This is a genomic window from Aquitalea sp. USM4 (genome assembly GCF_004328945.1).
Classification (GTDB): domain Bacteria; phylum Pseudomonadota; class Gammaproteobacteria; order Burkholderiales; family Chromobacteriaceae; genus Aquitalea; species Aquitalea pelogenes.
Map to the genome: position 1 here is coordinate 1 of NZ_CP029539.1, position 19,962 is coordinate 19,962.

The following is a 19,962-nucleotide window of genomic DNA, read 5'->3' on the forward strand; positions in this document are numbered from 1 at the left end:
TCTCACGCCTTGCGGCGCTGGAACCTAAATCCAGTGCGTCTACCAATTCCGCCACGCTCGCACAATTGGGTAACAAGGATATTGCCACCCGAAAGGAGGCCGAACTATACCGCAGGACAGCCTATCTTTCAAGCCATCCGGAATGAACCAAACACACGGTTTCGTGTCAGAATGCAGGCACATCGCCTTGAGCACACACAGACGCAGTATAAACACACAAAGGGAGCGCAGCATGCAACCAGATCTGCACAATACCTACCAAACCAGCACCGCCGACCTGTCGCGAAACAAGATTCTGCGCAATACCTATGGCTTGCTTGGTCTCTCGATGATCCCCACGGTCATGGGTGCACTGATTGGCACCCACCTGAACTTTGCCTTCATGGCAGCCAGCCCCATCATGGGCATGCTGGCCATCATGGCAGTATTTTATGGCCTGGTTTTTGCCATCGAAAAAAACCGCAATAACTCGCTGGGCGTGTTCCTGATGCTGGGCTTTACCTTCATGATGGGCCTGCTGCTGGGGCCTTTGCTGCAATTTGCCCTGCGCTTCAGCAATGGCGGCCAGCTCATCATGACAGCCGGTGCGGCAACTGCTCTGGTTTTCATCGTGATGGCAGGCATTGCCAGCACGACCAAGCGTGATTTGTCCGCACTGGGCAATTTCCTGACCGTAGGAGCCATCGTGCTGATGGTGGCTGTTGTTGCCAACCTCTTCCTGCAAATGCCCGGCGTACAACTGGCCATTGCTGCAGCCTTTGCCTTGTTCAGCTCGCTGATGATCCTGTGGCAAGTCAAGGTGGTGGTGGATGGCGGTGAGTCCAGCTATGTCTCGGCCGCCCTGTCCATTTACATCAGCATTTACAATCTCTTTACCAGCCTGCTGCAATTGTTGCTGGCTTTCAGCGGCGATCGGGATTAATCATAAGCTGCATAAGAAAAAGCGCCTTGTTCAAGGCGCTTTTTTCATTTCTGGCACCCATTCAGGCCAAAAGCCGCCGGGATCAAAACAATCACTTGCTACCGCGACGCCAGGTACTGCCAGCAGCCTGCCTTCAGCAGAATAAATTAGCGGCCATTGCTTGCGCAAAACCGGGGGCATTCCCGCCTCCTGCAACAGCTTACGCACTTCCTTGCGGCCATATGGCTGCATCAGCACCTCTCCACCCAGACGGGGTTGCAGTACCAAACCTTCGGCAATGACATCCATTGACAAGCCACCGCCTCCCTTCCACTGCAAGCCCCCAGCCCAGTCAGGTGAGCAAACGGTATTTTCCAGCGAGGCTGCATCCAGCCTGATCGGACTATCTGGCACATTTTTGAGCTGGGTCACCAAATAGAGAGACTGCCGATAGCGCAACAAAACCCTTCCATCCAATTGCAAAGAAGGATGCGCCTCGGCACCCGCGTGGCGCAATTGTCGCAGGAACTCTTGCAATCGATTCGGGGCAACACCTTGCAAACCCCTCTCCTGCAACCAGGCCAGCATGACAAAGCCCTGCCGAACCTCGGACAATGCCAGTAGCGGTGCCACTGCCAGGCCATCTGCCGTCAGGCAGGCAGAAAAATCGCCAGCCACCACCTCATCCAGCAATTGGGTAGCCTGCGCCATATGCCAGGCGGAACGAGCGATTTGGTGCCGATAAGCGGGAACATGCTGCTGCAGCAAGGGCATGATGCGATGACGAAGCATATTGCGCCGATAGCTCAGATCGTGGTTGCTATCATCCTCCACCCAGGCCAGCGCATGCTCACTGGCATATTGCTCCAGTTGCTGGCGGGTGAATTGCAATAGAGGACGCCACAGCGGCCTGTCGGTCAGTTGCCGCAATACCGGCATGCCAGCCAAAGCCCTTACCCCACCGCCACGTAACAACTGGAGCAGTACGGTTTCCGCCTGGTCATCCAGATGCTGCGCCAGCACCACCGCATCGGCCTTTGTTTGCTGATAGGCCTCATAGCGCAATTGCCTGGCATAGGCTTCAATGCCTTGCGGAGCGTTGCGATCAACCAGCACACGAACAACGCGCAGCGGAATGTGCCACTGGGCGCAAACCTGCTGACAGTGTTGCACCCAGGCTTCTGCAGCCGGGTTGAGGCCGTGATGAACATGCACCGCAGAAACCTGCAGGCCTGGACGGTGTGCCCGGGCACGCGCAAGCAGGGAGAGCAACACCATGGAGTCCAGCCCACCGCTGAGGCCAAGCTCAAAAGCACAAAGGCCGGACAATTCGTCCGGCCAGTTGGCTAATACATGTTCAAGCAGATCAGGCTGCATCTTCCTTGAAGCGTCCATAACTCATCAAACGATCAAAGCGCTCTTTGAGCAGTGCATCAATCGGCCGATTGGCAAAGTCTTTCAATTGCTCCTGAATGACGCGCTTCATGGCATTCATCATTTGCGCATGATCACGATGAGCGCCACCTGCTGGCTCATTGATGACGCGATCAATCAGTCCCAGTGTTTTGAGACGGTTGGCAGTAATGCCCAGCGCTTCAGCTGCTTCCGATGCACGCTCAGCCGTTTTCCACAGAATGGAAGCACAGCCTTCAGGCGAAATCACGGAATAAGTTGAATATTGCAGCATATTCACCTGATCACCCACCGCAATGGCCAGCGCACCACCGGAGCCACCCTCACCGATAACGGTACAGATGATGGGGACACGCAGGCGCGTCATCTCGTAGAGGTTGCGACCAATCGCTTCGGACTGACCACGCTCTTCTGCACCAATACCAGGGTAAGCACCCGGAGTATCAATGAAGGTGATGATGGGAATGCCAAATTTTTCGGCCAGCTTCATCAGGCGCAATGCCTTGCGATACCCTTCCGGGCGCGGCATGCCGAAATTACGGTAAATCTTTTCCTTGGTATCACGGCCCTTCTGATGACCAATCACCATGACTGGCTGGCCATTGAAGCGGGCCAGGCCACCCACGATTGCCGGATCATCAGCAAACGCGCGATCACCATGCAGCTCTTCAAAGTCGGTGAAGATGCTGCGCAGGTAATCCAGCGTATACGGACGCTGCGGGTGGCGCGCCACCTGCGAGATCTGCGAGGGGGACAGTTTGGCATATAGAGTCTTGGTCAGTTCCAGACTCTTCTTTTGCAGGCGTGCGATCTCTTCAGAGATGTCCAGTACGGAATCATCTTGTACGAATCGCAGCTCTTCTATCTTGTTCTCGAGCTCGGCGATAGGCTGCTCAAAATCGAGAAAGGTCGGCTTCATTATGCACATCATCCGATTAAGCGAATCGGGCAATCATACATGACAGCAAAAGAATCCGTCACGCCCCTGTCTGACAAAATTCAGTCTGCATAAGGAGTCGATCCGTTTATTCCGGCTATTACGCAAAAAAGTGAAACCAACCTCTTGCGCGGAGTTTTAGCCTGTGCTTTAATTCGCCTCCTCGCTGAGACGCAAACGCAGACAGCGAAAAGATTTCAGGGCGTTTAGCTCAGTTGGTAGAGCGTCTGCCTTACAAGCAGAATGTCGGCGGTTCGACTCCGTCAACGCCCACCAGGTTTGGAGTGGTAGTTCAGTTGGTTAGAATACCGGCCTGTCACGCCGGGGGTCGCGGGTTCGAGTCCCGTCCACTCCGCCAACAGTTTAAAAGCAGTAACCCTTTTCGGGCGTTTAGCTCAGTTGGTAGAGCGTCTGCCTTACAAGCAGAATGTCGGCGGTTCGACTCCGTCAACGCCCACCAAGGTTGGAGTGGTAGTTCAGTTGGTTAGAATACCGGCCTGTCACGCCGGGGGTCGCGGGTTCGAGTCCCGTCCACTCCGCCAATAATCAAAAAGCAGCCATCGGCTGCTTTTTTGCATTCAGATCATCCCCTCTCCAATAAAAAAACCGGCATTTCGCTGCATGCGAAATACCGGCCTGATCAGTTGTTTGCTTCAGGATTTACGAAACGCCAACCACAGTTGCAGCACAATCACACCGACAAAGAATACCGCCACCCAGAACGGCATTGCCTGCCCCAGGAAGGTCCAGTCAACCTTGGCACACTCGCCACTACCTTTGAATACCTTGGACAGCACATCCCACATCGGTGAGGTTTCCATCAGGTAATCCAGGCCAGGCCCACAAGCAGGAACCATGTCCTCAGGTAGGCTTTGCAACCACAACTGACGCAAAGACACCGCGCCACCAGCCATCGCCGCCAGCACGCCCAATACACCCCAAACCCTGTAACCAGTACGCCCCGGGTTATGCAGGGCAGCCAGCAAGGCAATAATACCGACCAAGATCACCCCTACCCGCTGAAAAATGCACAAGGGGCATGGCTCCAGATGCAATACGTATTGCGAATAAAGGGCAAAGGCCATTGCGGCGGCGCAGCCGACTGCGACCAGAAAAAAACCCTGTCTGCGTGATAAACGAATACTCACAACTTCCCCTTGTCTTTGTATTGGGCTTGAAAATGGAACATCTAGGATTTTAGTCCTGATTCAAAGTTCCAGAAATTGTCTGATGGCATCTTTCTGTGCCAGCGCATCCTTATAACCGAGTGCAATCAGTGCGCGACAATAACCCGGTTCAAACAGCAAATAAGTGGCCAACGTCATGCCACGCTGCCTGGTTCCACCTGCACCTTTCATCAGAAAGCGCAGCACGGGTGGAAATTCATGGGCGTACTGGTAGGCAATACTCTCCAGTGACTGACTGGGACTGAGCATGAAAATATCCACCTGCTTGAGGCTGGTCTGAGCACATAATTCCTCATGCCCTTGCAGCAGGGATACCGTGTGATTCACCCGCAGCAGACGCTCCATGTCCATGGACATGCTGTCAACAAACACACTATTGAGCAGATGACCGAAAATCTGCGCTGGCGAGGGTGCAACACCGGCAGCGCGACGCTCCACCGCCTGAGGCCGCTGACTGGTGAGGCCGACAATGAACAATTTGTCAGCACCCAGATGCAAGGCTGGTGACAAAGGCGTCATTTGCCGGATGGCACCATCGCAATAATGCAGTTTGCCAATCTGGGTGGAAGGAAAAATCAGCGGAATGGCCGAGGTCGCCATCAAGTGATCCAGGCCGATTTTTTCCCGCAACCCCATGCGCTGATGGCGATTCCACTCATCTATCTGCGGCTGTCCCTGAAAAAACGTCACCGACATTCCGGTGGTAAAACAGGATGCCGTCAGTGCCAAAGCCTGCAATGCCCCCTGCTGCAACGAGTGCTCGATGCCATCAAATGGCATGGCCTTGCCCAGGAATTCACGTAAGGGCGAATTATCCAGAAAGCTTTTCGGGTTGTGCCAGCCATGGCCACCGGTTGCAATGGAAATGCCAAAGTGGAAAAAGGTTTTGATGAAATAGGAAAGGCTGGCATCGTAAACATCATGGATGTGGAGGTTCTTCCACATCTGCGCAAGGTAGTGCACTGCTTGCCGGTAATTGGCAGCACCGGAGGCCACCGCCACCGCATTGATTGCCCCTGCTGATGTGCCACAGATAATGGGGAAAGGATTCACATCCGGATCGGGCAACATGCGCGAAATGGCCAGCAGCACGCCGGCCTGATAGGCCGCTCTGGCACCGCCTCCCGACAGCACCAGGCCGATATTGCATTTCCCCGCCATCTTGCACCTCGCTACGGATGCTTTTTCATCCATTCAGGAATAGCTGCCCACCAGCCACTTTGACAAGAACGGAAATGCCTGACAGAACGATGAAGGGTAGCCTGTTTGCCACCCTGCCTGCCTTGCAGCAAGGTAGCAAACGCTTGAGGACAGCTTAATCCTCGCCAGCCACCATCATGGACTCGATCAGCACCGAACCCATCACCTTGCCACCACGCGACAGGGTGTCCGTGCCCACGGCAACCATGCGGCTGAACATGTCGCGCAAATTGCCGGCGATGGTGATTTCTTCTACCGGATAGGCGATCACCCCGTTCTCCACCCAGAAGCCAGCCGCTCCGCGCGAGTAGTCACCTGTGACGGTATTAATGCCATGACCCAACAGTTCGGTAACCAGCAGGCCGGTACCCACCTGCTGCAACAGCTCGGCAAAGCTTTCACCGGTGGTATGCACCAGCAGATTATGTGGCCCACCGGCATTGCCGGTTGATTGCATACCCAGCTTGCGTGCGGAATAGCTGGCCAGCATGTAACCCTGCAACACACCCTGATCAATCAGGCGTCGCGCCGAGGTTTCCACCCCTTCGCTGTCAAACGCGCCACTGGACATGCCACGCAGTACAAACGGGTCTTCATCAATGATGATGTTGGGATGGAACACCTGCTGCCCCAAGGCATCCAGCAGGAAAGACGATTTGCGGTACAGGTTGCCACCGCTGATGGCGGAAACCAGATGACCAATCAACGACGCCGCAACCGGCGCTTCAAACAGCACCGGGTACTGACCTGTTTTTACGCGGCGTGCCGACAAACGACGTACGGCTCGTTCGCCCGCGGTCCGGCCTACCTTGATCGGGTCATCCAGATCATCCGGATGACGAGCGGCCGAATACCAGTAATCCCGCTGCATGGAGCCGGCCTCCTCCGCCACCACCGCAGCGGAGATGCTGTGACGGCTACCCGGGTAGCCCGCCATGAAACCATTGCTGTTGGCGTAGATGAAGTGACTGGCCTGTGCCGATACTGAAGCCCCTTCGGAATTGCTGATCCGCGCATCCACCCCGCGTGCGGCATCTTCGCAGTGGCGTGCCAGATCAATGGCCTGCTCGACAGACAGCTGCCACGGATGGAAGAGGTCCAGATCCGGAAAATCCGTTGCCAGCAATTGGCGATCCGCCAGGCCGGCACAAGCATCTTCTGCAGTAAACCTAGCAATATCCAGTGCAGCCTTCACAGTGTCCTGCAGAGCTTGATCTGAAAAATCCGAGGTACTGGCGTGGCCCTTTTTCTGTCCCAGATAAACAGTGACCGAAACGCCTTTGTCCTGATTGTATTCAATGGTTTCCACTTCACCCAGGCGCACGCTTACCGTCTGGCCCAAGCCTTCCGACACATCGGTCTCGGCAGCCGTCGCCCCTTGCTGACGCGCCAGGTCCAGTACCCGACTGGCGATGTCCTGCAATACGTCCTTACTGAAACTGAAAGTGTTGTCTGCCAATGTTTTATCTACCATGATGAATGTTGCCTTGCCGATGACGCATTATTGCCGTGACAGCAACACGCCATGCGAGTTTGCGCGGGAATCGGCCCGCCTTTTCCGGTATCATACCAGCCTTGAAAACCGTAGAGACTGTTGAACGATGACTGATTACCAGAACGACAACCTGCCCGATGGCATGGTCAGCAAATCCCAGCGCAAACGCGATATGGATGCGCTGCAAGACCTGGGCAAGGAGCTGGTCGAACTCTCCAAGGATACGCTGAAGAAAATGCAGCTGCCGGAGGATTTGCTCACTGCCATTCTGGACTACAAACGCTTTACCGCCCACGGCGCACTGCGCCGTCAGCTGCAATACATCGGCAAGCTGATGCGAGACATCGACCCGGAACCCATTCGCCAGTACCTGCTGGTCATCAAGGGCGAGTCAGCTGAGCACATCGCCTGGCAGCATTTGCTGGAACGCTGGCGCGAGCGCCTGATGAGCGACGATAAAATGTCCGCCACCTTCATCAACGAATTCCCCGGCGTGGATGCACAGCAGCTGCGCACCCTGATTCGCAATGCACGCAAGGAACAGGCTGAAAGCAAGCCGCCAAAATCCTTCCGTCTGCTGTTCCAGCTGATCAAGCAAGCCATTCCGGAACCGGGCAAGCCGCGTCAACAATCTGCTGATGCCGCCGCCGATGATGTCGAAGGAGAAGAGGAATAATGCTGAAGATCGGACTGGTATCAGTTTCGGATCGCGCCAGTAGCGGCGTATATCAGGATCAGGGCATTCCCGCCTTGCAAGACTGGCTGGCCAGCGCCTTGAGCAACCCGTTTGCCACAGAAACCCGCCTGATTGCCGATGAACAGGCAGTCATCGAAGACACCCTGCGTCAACTGGTGGATGAGGAAGGCTGCCAGCTGGTGCTGACGACCGGCGGTACTGGTCCGGCTCCGCGAGATGTCACACCGGATGCCACCCTGGCGGTGGCAGATCGCGAAATGCCCGGCTTTGGTGAACAGATGCGCCAGATCAGCCTGCGCTTTGTGCCCACTGCCATTCTGTCCCGTCAGCTTGGCGTGATCCGCAAGAGTTCGCTGATCCTCAATTTGCCCGGCCAGCCCAAGGCCATCAAGGAAACACTGGAAGGCCTGAAGAACGAACAGGGCGAATCCATCGTCCCAGGCATCTTTGCAGCCGTTCCCTACTGCATAGACCTGCTTGGCGGACCGTATATCGAAACCCGTCCGGAGGTCATCAAGGCATTCCGGCCCAAATCGGCCCAGAAGCCTCCCAGCGCCTGATGCGCTACACCGCACCACCCTGGCTGCCAGAAGGACATAGCCAAACCATCTGGCCCGCCCTGATGATTCGTACACCACGCCCCCACTATCGACGTGAACAGTGGCCCACCCCGGATGGCGGCAGCATTGTGCTGGATTTTATCGACGGCAAGCCTGGCAGCCCGCTGGTGGTGCTGTTTCACGGGCTGGAAGGCAGTAGCGACAGCCACTATGCCCGCGCCCTGATGCACGCACTGACCGGACTGGGCTGGCACGGCGTGGTTCCGCACTTTCGCGGCTGCGGTGGCATCGACAACCCTTTGCCACGCGCTTACCACGCCGGTGATGCAGATGAAATCCGCTGGATTCTGCAAAAACTGGCCATCCGCCACCCTGTCATGGCTGTTGCTGCCGTTTCGCTGGGCGGCAGCATGCTGCTGAACTATCTGGCCTGCGAGGGTGAACAGGCCATCCCCCGTGCGGCAGCAGCCATTTCCGCCCCGCTGGATCTGGTGGCGGCCAGCACCCGGCTGGACCGAGGCCTGGGTCGATTGCTGTATACCCGCATGTTCATGAACACGCTCAAACCCAAGGCCCTGGCCACCTTGCAACGTCATCCCGGCCTGTTTGATGGCAAGAAACTGCGCAAGGCGCGTACCTTCATCGAGTTTGACGACCTGGTCACCGCCCCGCTGCACGGCTACGGTACCGCACTGAACTACTGGACCAGCGCCAGCAGCAAGTCACGCTTGCAGTTGATCAGTTGCCCCACCCTGATTCTCAATGCCAGGAATGACCCCTTCCTGCCGGCAAGCGCCCTGCCCGCCCGGCACGAAGCCAGCCCGGCGGTGCAATTGGAGTTCCCCGCAGACGGCGGCCATGTCGGCTTTGTCAGCGGACGTTTTCCCGGCCACATCAACTGGCTGCCACAACGCATTCTGGACTTCTTCAAACCCCATCTGCAGGTTTGAAACCAAAGCCTTGCCTGTTCACCAGCCGAGCGCGCATTGCCAAAGCCCGCACAGTTCTGCATGATGTCCGTTTTGGCTGAACGCATCATCACAGGCTTACAGAATGTCCGACATCCTCAATACCATTGTTGCCACCAAACATCAGGAAGTCTCTGCCGCCCTGCAGCAGCGCCCGCTCAGTGCGGTACGCGAGGCTGCCGAAGCACGCAGCACCGACAAGCGCGACTTTGTTGCCGCCATGCGTGCCAAGCATGTATTGGGCCAGCCGGCAGTCATTGCTGAAATCAAGAAAGCCAGCCCCAGCAAAGGCATCATCCGCGCCGACTTTGATCCGCCCGCCATTGCCAGGAGCTATGCCACCGCTGGTGCCGCCTGCTTGTCGGTACTGACCGACAAGCAGTACTTCCAGGGGGATGCCGCCTATCTGGAAGCTGCCCGCGCCGCCTGCCATTTGCCGGTACTGCGCAAAGACTTCATGGTGGACGAATACCAGCTGTATGAAGCACGCGCCATGGGTGCCGACTGCATCTTGCTGATTGCCGCTGCCCTGCCGCTGGCGCAGATGCGCGATTTCGAGGCCCTGTCACGCGAACTGGGCATGGCCGTATTGGTGGAGGTTCACAACGAGGACGAGCTGGAACAGGCTTTGCAACTGGAAACCGAGCTGATCGGGGTGAATAACCGCAATCTGCGCACCTTCGAAGTGAGCCTGACCACCACGCTGAAGCTGCTGCCCGAAATCAGCAACGGGCGCATTGCTGTCACCGAAAGTGGCATCCTGACCCAGGACGATGTCCGACTGATGCGCAGCCATCAGGTGCATAGCTTCCTGGTTGGCGAAGCCTTCATGCGCCAGGATGACCCCGGTGCGGCCTTGTCCGACTTGTTTTTCCCCGCTTAAGCGTAAGCCCGCTCATAAACCGGTCTTCACCTGGACAGCAAAACGGCCACTATTACAGTGGCCGTTTTTGCTTTGGGCAACATTAATAATCCGCACCCAGGTAGAGATAACCGCTTAACTTGCCGTTACGGGCATTGCCTACCCCCAGGAAGAATGGCCCCAGAATGGTATCCGCAGCCAGGAACACAGACCCGGCAGGTATCCATGGGGTATTGCTGCCATTGAATGGATTGCCCCACACCCTTCCTACCTCGGCAGACATCCCGGCATACAAGCCGCTACCCAGGACCGAGGGCAAGGATGAAGCGCGCCAGTAAACCATCAGGCGGGATAGCGACACCTTTTCTCCCAGCAATTCGCCTGCCTGATAACCGGTCAGGTTCAGAAATCCACCCAGGGATTCCAAGCGGTAGTCATCCTGCTTGCGATTGACAATGCCCCGCATTTTGCCTGTCAGACGGAAAGTAATGTCACCAAAGGTTTTGACACCCTCCACCACTGCATCGTAATCGCGGCTGGCCGTGTAGCTGCCAAGTGCGGGCAAGGAAGAAGTAAAGACCGTACTCATGAAATAGCCGGAACGGGGCCACCGTGGATTATCAAACTGGTCGATGACAAAGCGGCTGCGGATACCGGCATAGCTGTGGTAGACGGTGGATGACAGCAAGGGAAACTGCCCCTGCGACAGATAACTTTCCACTCTGGAATCAAACAATCCCAGCCTCAGCTCGCCGAAACGGCCAAGCACCGTGCCGATATCGGCATTGACCGACGCAACGTCATTACTGACTTCTGCATATTTGATGTGATTGTCATCGTAAAAAGACAATGGCTGCACGTGATAGCTGAAGGAAGCCGCAGCAAACAAGGGGCTGTCATAAGACCAGGGCTGATACAGCTCGGTCTTGAACAGCTTGTCCTTGCCAATGGCCATTTCATTACGCCATGAGCCACCCGCAGCATTCAGCCAGTTACGCTGATGTGCTGCCAGAAAGGTAAAACTGGAATCACCGGGTGTAGAGCTGTTGAGGCTGAGGCCGAAATGAACGGCATTCGGACCGATACTCTTCTCCAGCGGCATCACTGTCATCACATGACGGCCATTCCTGTCATCAATGGCATAACTGAGCTGATCGTAGTCACCCGAGGCAAACACATTACGCAATTTCTGGCGAATATCATCCACAGCCTCCCCATCCTTGAAGTTGGCAATACTGCTGGCCAGACCCTCGGTATTGACAAAGTGGCTATCGGATTTCACCTGGACAACATCCACGCGCGGATGCTCCGGCAACTGCAAACGCTGACGCCAGGCCGCATAGCGCTCGGCACTGATGGCAAACTGGCTCAGCTGGGCTGCCTGTGCACTCGCCGCTTCGCTACCACGCTTGATGATGGCCTGGTTATCACCAAACGAAGCGGCACTGAAACCATCCAGGTCTGGACGAATCAGCACATCTCCCGGCTTGAGCAAAGCCATTTGCTCCTTGACGTTCCGGCTCACCATCAGATTGCTGGTTTGCGCCACCACATCGAACAGGCTGTTGATCTGGTCCTTGGTAAGCGGCGGGGTGCCAACATCCACCACAATCAGATTCCGTGCACATTGACGGGCATCCTGGATGGGCAGATTGCGCGCCAGCCCGCCATCCACCAGCAGACGACCATTGGTTTCCACCAGATCAAACAGTCCTGGCACAGCCATGCTGGCCCGCAAGGCTTCCGCCAGCGGGCCTTTGTCAAAAACCACGGCCTCGCCATTGGCCAGATCGGTAGCAACCGCACGGAAGGGAATGGGTAATTGATCGAAGGAATCCAGCTGACGATCGCGCGTCAGCTTGCGGATGAACATTTCGATTTCCTGCGAGTTGATGGCGCTACGCGGCACGCGCAACTGCCCTCCTTGCAGGCCGAAAGTGATATCCAGATAGTTTTTGTAGTCGTCGCGCTTCTTGTCGTAAGGAATTTCAGTGCGCGGCAACCGGCCGGACAGCATCTGATCCCAGTTGGCATGGTTGAAATCCGTGGCCATCTGATCCAAATCCAGCCCATTGGCATACATCCCGCCAATCAGGGCCCCAGCACTTGTGCCAGCGATGCAGCGAATGGGAACATGCAGGCGCTGCAACTCACGCAATACGCCAAGATGGGCAAAGCCACGCGCTCCGCCACCGCCAAGCACCACGCCCACGCCTTCATCCGGTGCCAGTTCAAAGGCCAGCGCGGGTGGGACATGCAGCATGCACAGAGCGGCAAGTATGATTCTGCTCAGAAAGCGGACAAATCTTTTCAGACAAACATGCATATTCGGTAAAAAAGGAAAAATTGCTATTTCACCCACGCATCCGGTGACGTAAGATATAGTGACATACATTCGATAAAACATAGAGCCCAACAAAGCTAAGGCACAATGTTCGATTTTAAATCTCTGGTCAGTTCCCTGCTCACAAAAAACTCTCTGGCAACAGGTATTGCGCAATCCGCTACCATGCTGGTGAGGGACCTGCCGCAGACAGAATACTTTACCGCCCTGGTTGAAATCATCAAGGCCATCTCCAAAATCAACGCGGACACCGACACCCCGTTGAAGGAGCGTATCAAGACCCTGGTTTATGTGGACGACAAAGCCCACAACATTCACCACCAGCTGTGCCAGGATTTCCTGGCCGCCACGCCGGGCAGCAAGAACTACCTGCCCACCATTCTTGCCTTCTGGCATGAACTGGCCAATGCCTACCAGATTTGCCTGCGCCTGTATCAGGCAGCTCCGAATACCGCGCTGGAAGCGGATATCCGCCTGATCACCGCACGCGGTCTGCATCACCAGATGCGCCTGATCGCGTGGAATTCACTGCGTTACCTGAAACCGGAAGGGTCGGTCTGGCAACAAGGCTTCCGCTTTTACATGCAGGCTGAAGAAGCCGGCGTTGCCCGCACGCCCTTGATGCTGTATCCGGACTCCAAGGTTGAGGTCAGCTGTGAACAGCTACTCCTGCAAGGCTGCATGCTGTATCTGGCGCAAACAGACAATATGCTGCACCGGGAAATCATTGCGGTAGACCAACTGATGATGCCGCTTAGCCAGGGTATTCATCTGGAAAAGCAGCCCCCTATCCAGGAGCCGGTTTTTGTCGTCAATCTGAGCATGCCGGAGCATCCGCAACCCATCCTGCGCGGCATGGCCGGCAAGTGGCTGCGTTACTGGTCCACCAACGACCTGACCAGCCGGCTTGCCGACCTGATGTTTGATCTGGACCGCTCGGTACCACCCGTCCTGCGTGCGCTGGATGCCAAGCTGGAACGGGAAGAATGGCTGGCCCTGTGTGAAAAGCTGGCCATCCGTTGGTCGGATGATGGTGGCAAATCCTTGCGCAAGTCCGAGCGCTCGCTGCACAGCTCGGCCGCACAAGTCACCATCGGCTTCGAACGCGCCGCCTTTGCCGTCAAGATTCAGGACATTGAAAACAATAGTGCCAACTCCATCCAGGAGTGGAAGGTCAACGATATCAGCAGCACCGGGATGGGCCTGACCTTTGTTGGCAAAAGTGTCGAACAACTCGCCATTGGTCGTATCGTGCTGGTCAAGACCGAGAGCCATCCCCTGTTGCTGGGTGCCATCCGCCGCATCTTGCGACAGCAGAATGACACGCGGGTCGGGATTGAAATACTGGGGCAAAACCCGGTTGGTGTTTCCCTGAGCGAGCCCGGTGGTAATCGTGACCAGCCCACCACTGCCATCTATATTACCCAGCCGAATTCACGCAAGGGTCAACGCTGGTTCCTGATGCCCAAGCCACTGGCCGAACCGGGCCGGGAGCAGATTCTCACGGCACAGGGCAAGTCTTACCTGATTCGCCTGAAAACGCCGCAGCAAGAATTCGAAGACTGCAGCAACAGTGATTTTGACACCTTGTCAAAGGTTGACTGAGCAACTCCATCCAAATCGAAACCAGAAACAAAAAACGCCCGTCAAACGGGCGTTTTTCATGCTGGGGTACTTGTTTACAGCACTTCGATAATGCCTGCCGCACCCATGCCGGTACCGATACACATGGTGACCATGCCGTAGCCCTGCTGGCCGGCATTACGCATGCCATGCACCAGCGTTGCGGTACGGATGGCACCCGTAGCGCCCAAGGGGTGACCCAGGGCAATGGCACCACCATGCGGGTTGATCTTGCTGGTATCCAGCGCCAGATCACGCGCCACGGCCAATGCTTGCGCAGCAAAAGCTTCGTTCAGCTCGATCCATTTCAGATCATCCTGTGTGATACCAGCTTGCTGGCAGGCAGCCGGAATGGCTTCTTTCGGGCCGATACCCATGATTTCCGGCGGCACACCCTTCACCGCGAAGGTGACATAGCGTGCCAGCGGCACCAGGTTGAATTCCTTCAGTACACGCTCGGACACCAGAATCACCGCGCCGGCACCGTCGGACATTTGCGAAGAGTTACCGGCGGTCACCGAGCCCTTGGCATCAAACACGGTTTTCAACTTGGCCAGGCCTTCCAGCGTGGTCTCGCGACGCGGACCTTCGTCAGTATCCAGCAGCCTGGACTTGCTGATGACTTCACCGGTTTCCAGATTCGGGGTGCGATAAGTCACCTCCAGCGGGGTGATTTCGCTCTTGAAGGCACCGGAATCAATGGCGGCGATGGCACGGCGATGCGACTCGACGGCAAAAGCGTCTTGGTCTTCACGCGACACACCCCACTGCTGGGCTACTTTTTCTGCCGTCAGGCCCATGCCGTAAGCGATGGCATAGTTCTCATCCTTGGCAAAAATTTCCGGGTTCAACGATACCTTGTTACCCATCATCGGCACTAGCGACATGGACTCGGCACCCGCGGCAATCACCACGTCGGCCTCACCCAGGCGAATGCGGTCAGCCGCCATCTGTACGGCATTGATACCGGACGAGCAGTAACGGTTGATGGTGATACCACCAACGGTATTGGGCAGCCCCGCCAGCAGCACGCCGATACGCGCCATGTTCAGGCCCTGCTCCGCCTCAGGAAAGGCGCAACCCACCACGCAGTCGGAAATCAGTTTCGGATCCAGCGTCGGCACCTGGGCCAGCGCGCCGGTAATCACATGCGCCAGCATGTCATCCGGACGCACATGACGCATCATGCCACGCGGTGCCTTGCCCACCGGGGTACGGGTGGCAGCGACGATATAAGCTTCCTGTACTTGCTTGACCATTTTTCAATCTCCTTGCAGCCGACGGCTCCGCCCCTCGCGGCCGTCGGTCTGATGCATTGTTCGTATTAGTTGCGCAGCGGTTTGCCGGTGGTGAGCATGTTGGCAATGCGATCCTGGGTTTTGGAATTTTGCAGCAGGGTCATGAAGGCCTTGCGTTCCAGATCCAGAATCCACTGCTCGTTCACCAGCGTACCGGCCTCAACATCACCACCGGTCATGACATCGGCGATTTGCGAAGCAATGAAGAAGTCATGCTGGGAGATGAAATTCCCTTCCAGCATATTGATCAGCGAGCCCTTGATGGAAGCGGCGCCAGAGCGGCCAGCCACCGGGAAGCCCTTCACTTTCAATGGCGGGCGATAGCCGGATTCAGCCATGGCCAGCGCTTGCTGCTTGGCGACATACAGCAGTTCGTAAGCATTGAATACCACCGGATCGCCCTTGCGGAAGAAGCCGATTTCCTGTGCTTCCTGACCGCTGGTGGCCACCTTGGCAGTAGCAATCGCCATGAAGTAATCCTTCAGCGCGGCCAACACATCACCCTTGGCTTCCTGTGCGGCACGCAGGGCGAATTCCTTGCAACCACCACCGCCCGGCAATAGGCCAACACCTACTTCCACCAGACCAACGTAGGATTCCAATGCCGCAACGGTCTTGTCGCAGTGCATGGCAAATTCGCAACCACCGCCGAACACATAGCCTTGAGTCGCGGCTACGGTGGGCACCTGGCTGTAACGCAGGCGCATGGAGATTTCCTGGAAGCGGCGCACGGTAGCGTCAATGGCAGCCCAGTCGCCGGTCATGAAGGCCGGCAGCATGGATTGCAGGTCGGCACCAACCGAGAACGGCTCTTCGGTCTGCCAGATCACCAGACCCTTGAAGCGCTGCTCTGCAACATCCAGCGCAGTGTTCAAACCGGTGATGACATCCGGGCCAATGGCATGCGCCTTGGACTTGAACGACACCACCAGGATTTCGTCACCCGTGGTGAAGGCACGTACGCCATCGTTTTCGAATACGGTTTCGCCCAGCGGAGCAGCCGCTTCACCCAGCACACGCGCTGGAGCCAGCTGGCGTTGGTATACGTCCAGCGTGGAGCGGCCTACCAGGTTCTGACCTGCCGCGTTGTAGGAGCCATCCGCAAAATGCACGCCGGCACGGTCGGCCTGCAATGCCCAGGCAGGCAATGCGGCACCGGACAAGGCCTTGCCTGCCTTGATGTCTTCATCAATCCACTGTGCTACCTGCTGCCAACCGGCAGCTTGCCAGGTTTCAAACGGACCAACCGACCAGCCAAAGCCCCAACGAATGGCAAAATCCACATCACGGGCGCAGTTGGCAATATCTGCCAGATGGTAAGAGATGTAATGGAATACATCGCGGAAGCAGGCCCACAGGAATTGTGCCTGCGGATGCTCACTCGCGCGCAGCTGACGGAATTTCTCCGCCGGGTCGGCAATTTTCAGGATGTCCTTGACCGCATCATCACCCTTTTGCCCGCCACCAACGTATTCGCCGCTAGCCGCGTCGAACACGAACATTTTCTTGCCGTCTTTCTTGTAGATACCAACTTTGGTCTTGGCACCCAGCGCACCGGCTGCAATCAGCTTCTGCAACCATTCCGGCGATTTGAACAAGCCATGCCACGGGTCACCCGGCAGGGTGTCGTCCATGGTTTTCACTACGTGGGCAAAGGTGTCCAGGCCTACAACGTCGGCAGTACGGAAAGTGGCAGACTTGGGGCGACCCAGGCGCGGGCCGGTCAGGTCGTCGACAATATCAAAGCGGATGCCGAATTTTTCAGCATTGGCGATGGTTGCCAGCATGGAGAACACACCAATGCGATTGGCAACAAAGTTGGGAGTATCCTTGGCACGTACCACACCCTTGCCCAGGGTGGTCACCAGGAAACGCTCCAGATTGTCCAGCATGCCCGCGTCCGACGTTACGCACGGGATGATCTCGACCAGGTGCATGTAACGCGGCGGGTTGAAAAAGTGCACGCCGCAGAAGCGCGTATGCACGGAATCGGGACAGCTCTCGGCCAGCTTGTTGATGGACAGGCCAGAGGTGTTGGTGGCGAAAATGGTGTGTTCGCCCAGATGCGGTGCCACCTTGTGATACAGGTCGGCTTTCCAGTCCATGCGCTCGGCAATGGCCTCGATCACCAGATCACAATCCTTGAGCAGGTGCAGGTGGTCTTCGTAGTTGGCCGGTTCTATGTAACCGACTGCGTCTTTATTGGACAGCGGGGACGGCTTGAGCTTTTTCAGGCCATCCAGTGCCTTGAGCACGATGCCATTCTTGTTGCCTTCTTTGGCCGGCAAATCAAACAGGATGGTCGGCACTTTGGCATTGACCAGATGAGCGGCAATCTGCGCACCCATCACGCCAGCACCCAGCACTGCCACCTTGCGTACATTGAACTTGGTTTGAGACATGGTTTCCTCGTTATGTTGAAACTCATCAATCATGGGGCAGGCCCCTCATGCCTGCCTTGCTTTCGGGCAGCAGCGACCAAGGCCACCGCTGCCCTGCCACGCCCCTAAACCGTTACTGTCTGTTTAGAAGCTGTAGTTGTACTGCAGACCAAGGAATTGCAGATTGGTCTTGTAAGAGCCCTTGGTGGTTTCGCCGTTACCGGTACATGTGGTCGACGTGGTAGTGCAGCTGTCGGTGTAGTTGACATTAGCATTCTTGAAGAACACATAAGAGTAGGCAAAATCCAGCGACGACTGCTTGCTCAGCTTGTAGTTGGCACCAAAGGACAACCAGTAGCGGTCGCTATCCGGCAAGGCCGGATGGGTTTCGTCTGCATTCTTGACCGGAGACTGGTCCCAGGCCACACCGGTACGCAGCAGCAGGTTGTCGCTGTAATGGTAATTGGCACCCAGGGACAGCTTGAAGGTATCGCGCCAGCCCTGCTTGATCACCAGGTCGCCTTCACCCGGCTGGCTGAACTTGATATCAATCTGGTCGAGGCGGGAATGGCGGGTCCAGGTCAGGTCGGCCATCAGGTCTACCTTGTCATTCAGCTTGTGGAAGCCATTGACCGAAATGGACTCTGGGGTATCCACAGTTACCGTGCCATCCGAATTTACGTGATGGAAGTTGTTTTGAATGACGGATGCAAACGAACCTGCCGCGCTCAAATCCCAGTACGCCTGCCCATCAAGCTTTTGACGGATATTGGAACGATAGGCAACACCAAAGCGGGTAGCATCATTCAGCTGGTACATGTAGCCAAGATTGAAACCGAAACCCCAGCCATCTGCACTCAAGGCAGCATGGCCATCACCGTTGTGAGGTACACCTGTCAGATCAACCGCCTTGGACAAGTATGCCTTCATGTATTGGGCAGAAACGCCAAAACCAAAGGCATGGTGATCATCCAGCTTGTAAGACACCGAAGGATTGAAGTTCAGGGTTTCCAGCTTGATGCTTTCCAGCGAATAACGGCCCGCCCAGGTTTCGCCATAGTTCAGTTCTGCACCAAACGGGACGAATACACCCAGACCAACCGTCCATTTATCATTGATCTGATGCGTTGCATAGAAAGATGGTGCAACTACATAGTCCGGCGCATAGCCACTGGCACTGCCACCGCCAGTCGAAGTTCCGGAATGTGTCTTGGAACCATTATCGGTATAGCTGGAATCCGGCACTACCAGGGTCAGGCCACCGGAGAAGTTGTTGCCAGTCAGGCGCGACATGCCAGCCGGATTATAAAAGATGGTGGAAGCGTCGCTGGCTTCTGCGCTATTGGCAAATGCCGTGCCTTGCGCGGAAACGCTTTGCGAGCCGAAGTGGTAACCGGAAGCCTGTGCTGTGGAAGAGAACGCCCCGACGGCAACTCCCATGAGCATCACGGATTGGCTGAGGTGCTTGAGTTTCATGTGTCATCCCTCTCTTGCGAATATATCTGTATGTAGTCCTAATCGCTTTTTATGTCCGTATTACTACGGATCAATTTGGATACTACCAGAGAATCTAAGCATGTCCACCAAAATAAGAGCGTTTGTTCCAAACGACCGTTTCACACAACAAACAAGCAACAAACACTCTTAAATTCAACCAACTTCCGCCAAATTTCGCGATTTACCATCAACATCAATTGCCACAAAAGTGGCGATTACTTCCGTGACAAATACCAGCTCGCCATCCAGCCGCTCCGCCTCAACCGATATCTTCAGCGTGACCGACTTTTGCCCCACCCGCAGCCTTTCCACATACAGATTGACCACATCCCCCAGCAAGATGGGGTGGGTGAACTGGAATGCATTCACCGCCACCGTCGCCACCGGCCCCCTTGCCAGGCGCTCTGCATCCAGGCTGCCCGCCATGTCGATCTGCCCCATCAGCCAGCCGGCCTGTACCCGCCCGTAGGCATTGGTGGCAGTTGGCAGAGCCCGTACCCGCAAGGTTGGCAGGCGAGGTGTAGTGGAATCCATAAGGCGCTCCTGGTGATCGCTCAGTCAAATTGCCGCAATACGGCAACTTGACTGAACGGCCGGAT

At 56.2% G+C, this 19,962-nt stretch carries 16 protein-coding genes and 4 tRNA genes; 10 read left to right on the plus strand and 10 right to left on the minus strand.

What is annotated here, in order from left to right:
• Window positions 1-232: 232 nt before the first annotated feature.
• Window positions 233-922 carry a Bax inhibitor-1 family protein gene (locus DKK66_RS00005; RefSeq protein ID WP_131354318.1) on the plus strand — a complete coding sequence of 230 codons (690 nt, stop codon included), beginning with the start codon at window positions 233-235 and terminating at the stop codon, window positions 920-922.
• Between the two features lie 30 nt (window positions 923-952).
• Here the strand turns inward: DKK66_RS00005 and tilS are convergent, their stop codons facing one another.
• Together tilS and DKK66_RS00015 are read right to left on the minus strand one after the other, a co-directional pair.
• Complete coding sequence (gene tilS, locus DKK66_RS00010) at window positions 953-2,278, minus strand: tRNA lysidine(34) synthetase TilS (protein WP_165494077.1); 1,326 nt, start codon at window positions 2,276-2,278, stop codon at window positions 953-955.
• Window positions 2,268-3,233, minus strand: coding sequence for an acetyl-CoA carboxylase carboxyltransferase subunit alpha (locus tag DKK66_RS00015; RefSeq protein WP_131354324.1), 966 nt, complete (start codon window positions 3,231-3,233; stop codon window positions 2,268-2,270). The genes tilS and DKK66_RS00015 overlap by 11 nt, the downstream gene beginning before the upstream one ends.
• Before the next feature lie 218 nt (window positions 3,234-3,451).
• Here DKK66_RS00015 and DKK66_RS00020 point away from each other — a divergent pair.
• The 4 genes from DKK66_RS00020 to DKK66_RS00035 all read left to right on the plus strand — a co-directional run bounded on the left by DKK66_RS00020 (window position 3,452) and on the right by DKK66_RS00035 (window position 3,793).
• Window positions 3,452-3,527: transfer RNA gene (locus DKK66_RS00020), tRNA-Val, on the plus strand.
• A gap of 5 nt (window positions 3,528-3,532) precedes the next feature.
• A tRNA-Asp gene (locus DKK66_RS00025) sits at window positions 3,533-3,609 on the plus strand.
• Window positions 3,610-3,635: 26 nt separating this feature from the next.
• A tRNA-Val gene (locus tag DKK66_RS00030) sits at window positions 3,636-3,711 on the plus strand.
• Window positions 3,712-3,716: 5 nt separating this feature from the next.
• Window positions 3,717-3,793, plus strand: a tRNA-Asp gene (locus DKK66_RS00035).
• A 111-nt stretch (window positions 3,794-3,904) separates the two neighbouring features.
• Here DKK66_RS00035 and DKK66_RS00040 read toward each other — a convergent pair.
• The 3 genes from DKK66_RS00040 to pmbA form a co-directional block, all read right to left on the minus strand.
• Window positions 3,905-4,399 (minus strand): disulfide bond formation protein B, encoded by a 495-nt coding sequence (locus tag DKK66_RS00040; protein WP_255434208.1) that lies wholly within the window; start codon window positions 4,397-4,399, stop codon window positions 3,905-3,907.
• A gap of 60 nt (window positions 4,400-4,459) precedes the next feature.
• Entirely contained in the window at window positions 4,460-5,599 is a 1,140-nt protein-coding gene (locus DKK66_RS00045) for a patatin-like phospholipase family protein (protein ID WP_131360755.1), read from the minus strand.
• 154 nt (window positions 5,600-5,753) lie between these two features.
• Window positions 5,754-7,112, minus strand: coding sequence for a metalloprotease PmbA (gene pmbA, locus DKK66_RS00050; protein WP_062788999.1), 1,359 nt, complete (start codon window positions 7,110-7,112; stop codon window positions 5,754-5,756).
• A gap of 127 nt (window positions 7,113-7,239) precedes the next feature.
• Between pmbA and yjgA the strand changes: the two genes are divergently transcribed.
• From yjgA to trpC, 4 genes are all read left to right on the plus strand, one after another.
• Complete coding sequence (gene yjgA, locus DKK66_RS00055) at window positions 7,240-7,809, plus strand: ribosome biogenesis factor YjgA (protein WP_045848063.1); 570 nt, start codon at window positions 7,240-7,242, stop codon at window positions 7,807-7,809.
• Window positions 7,809-8,390 (plus strand): molybdopterin adenylyltransferase, encoded by a 582-nt coding sequence (mog, locus tag DKK66_RS00060; protein WP_131354327.1) that lies wholly within the window; start codon window positions 7,809-7,811, stop codon window positions 8,388-8,390. The genes yjgA and mog overlap by 1 nt, the downstream gene beginning before the upstream one ends.
• Window positions 8,390-9,340 carry a YheT family hydrolase gene (locus DKK66_RS00065; RefSeq protein WP_131354330.1) on the plus strand — a complete coding sequence of 317 codons (951 nt, stop codon included), beginning with the start codon at window positions 8,390-8,392 and terminating at the stop codon, window positions 9,338-9,340. Before mog ends, DKK66_RS00065 begins: the two co-directional genes overlap by 1 nt.
• Before the next feature lie 103 nt (window positions 9,341-9,443).
• Window positions 9,444-10,241: an indole-3-glycerol phosphate synthase TrpC gene (gene trpC / locus DKK66_RS00070; RefSeq protein WP_062789002.1), complete on the plus strand. Its 798-nt coding sequence runs from the start codon at window positions 9,444-9,446 to the stop codon at window positions 10,239-10,241.
• Window positions 10,242-10,323: 82 nt separating this feature from the next.
• On the opposite strand, the gene DKK66_RS00075 is transcribed toward trpC, so the two are convergent.
• The gene (locus DKK66_RS00075) at window positions 10,324-12,483 is read right to left on the minus strand and encodes a patatin-like phospholipase family protein (protein WP_165494078.1); all 2,160 of its coding nucleotides are present in this window, start codon (window positions 12,481-12,483) and stop codon (window positions 10,324-10,326) included.
• A gap of 246 nt (window positions 12,484-12,729) precedes the next feature.
• Here DKK66_RS00075 and DKK66_RS00080 point away from each other — a divergent pair, with 246 nt between their 5' ends.
• Window positions 12,730-14,169 (plus strand): PilZ domain-containing protein, encoded by a 1,440-nt coding sequence (locus tag DKK66_RS00080; protein WP_242673530.1) that lies wholly within the window; start codon window positions 12,730-12,732, stop codon window positions 14,167-14,169.
• A 74-nt stretch (window positions 14,170-14,243) separates the two neighbouring features.
• Here DKK66_RS00080 and DKK66_RS00085 read toward each other — a convergent pair whose 3' ends face one another.
• From DKK66_RS00085 to DKK66_RS00100, 4 genes are all read right to left on the minus strand, one after another.
• Window positions 14,244-15,446, minus strand: a complete 1,203-nt coding sequence (locus tag DKK66_RS00085; RefSeq protein ID WP_131354339.1) for an acetyl-CoA C-acyltransferase — start codon at window positions 15,444-15,446, stop codon at window positions 14,244-14,246.
• A 65-nt stretch (window positions 15,447-15,511) separates the two neighbouring features.
• Entirely contained in the window at window positions 15,512-17,887 is a 2,376-nt protein-coding gene (locus tag DKK66_RS00090) for a 3-hydroxyacyl-CoA dehydrogenase/enoyl-CoA hydratase family protein (RefSeq protein WP_131354342.1), read from the minus strand.
• 123 nt (window positions 17,888-18,010) lie between these two features.
• Window positions 18,011-19,342: an OmpP1/FadL family transporter gene (locus tag DKK66_RS00095; protein WP_131354345.1), complete on the minus strand. Its 1,332-nt coding sequence runs from the start codon at window positions 19,340-19,342 to the stop codon at window positions 18,011-18,013.
• A 174-nt stretch (window positions 19,343-19,516) separates the two neighbouring features.
• Entirely contained in the window at window positions 19,517-19,897 is a 381-nt protein-coding gene (locus DKK66_RS00100; RefSeq protein WP_062789005.1) for an acyl-CoA thioesterase, read from the minus strand.
• Window positions 19,898-19,962: the final 65 nt, after the last annotated feature.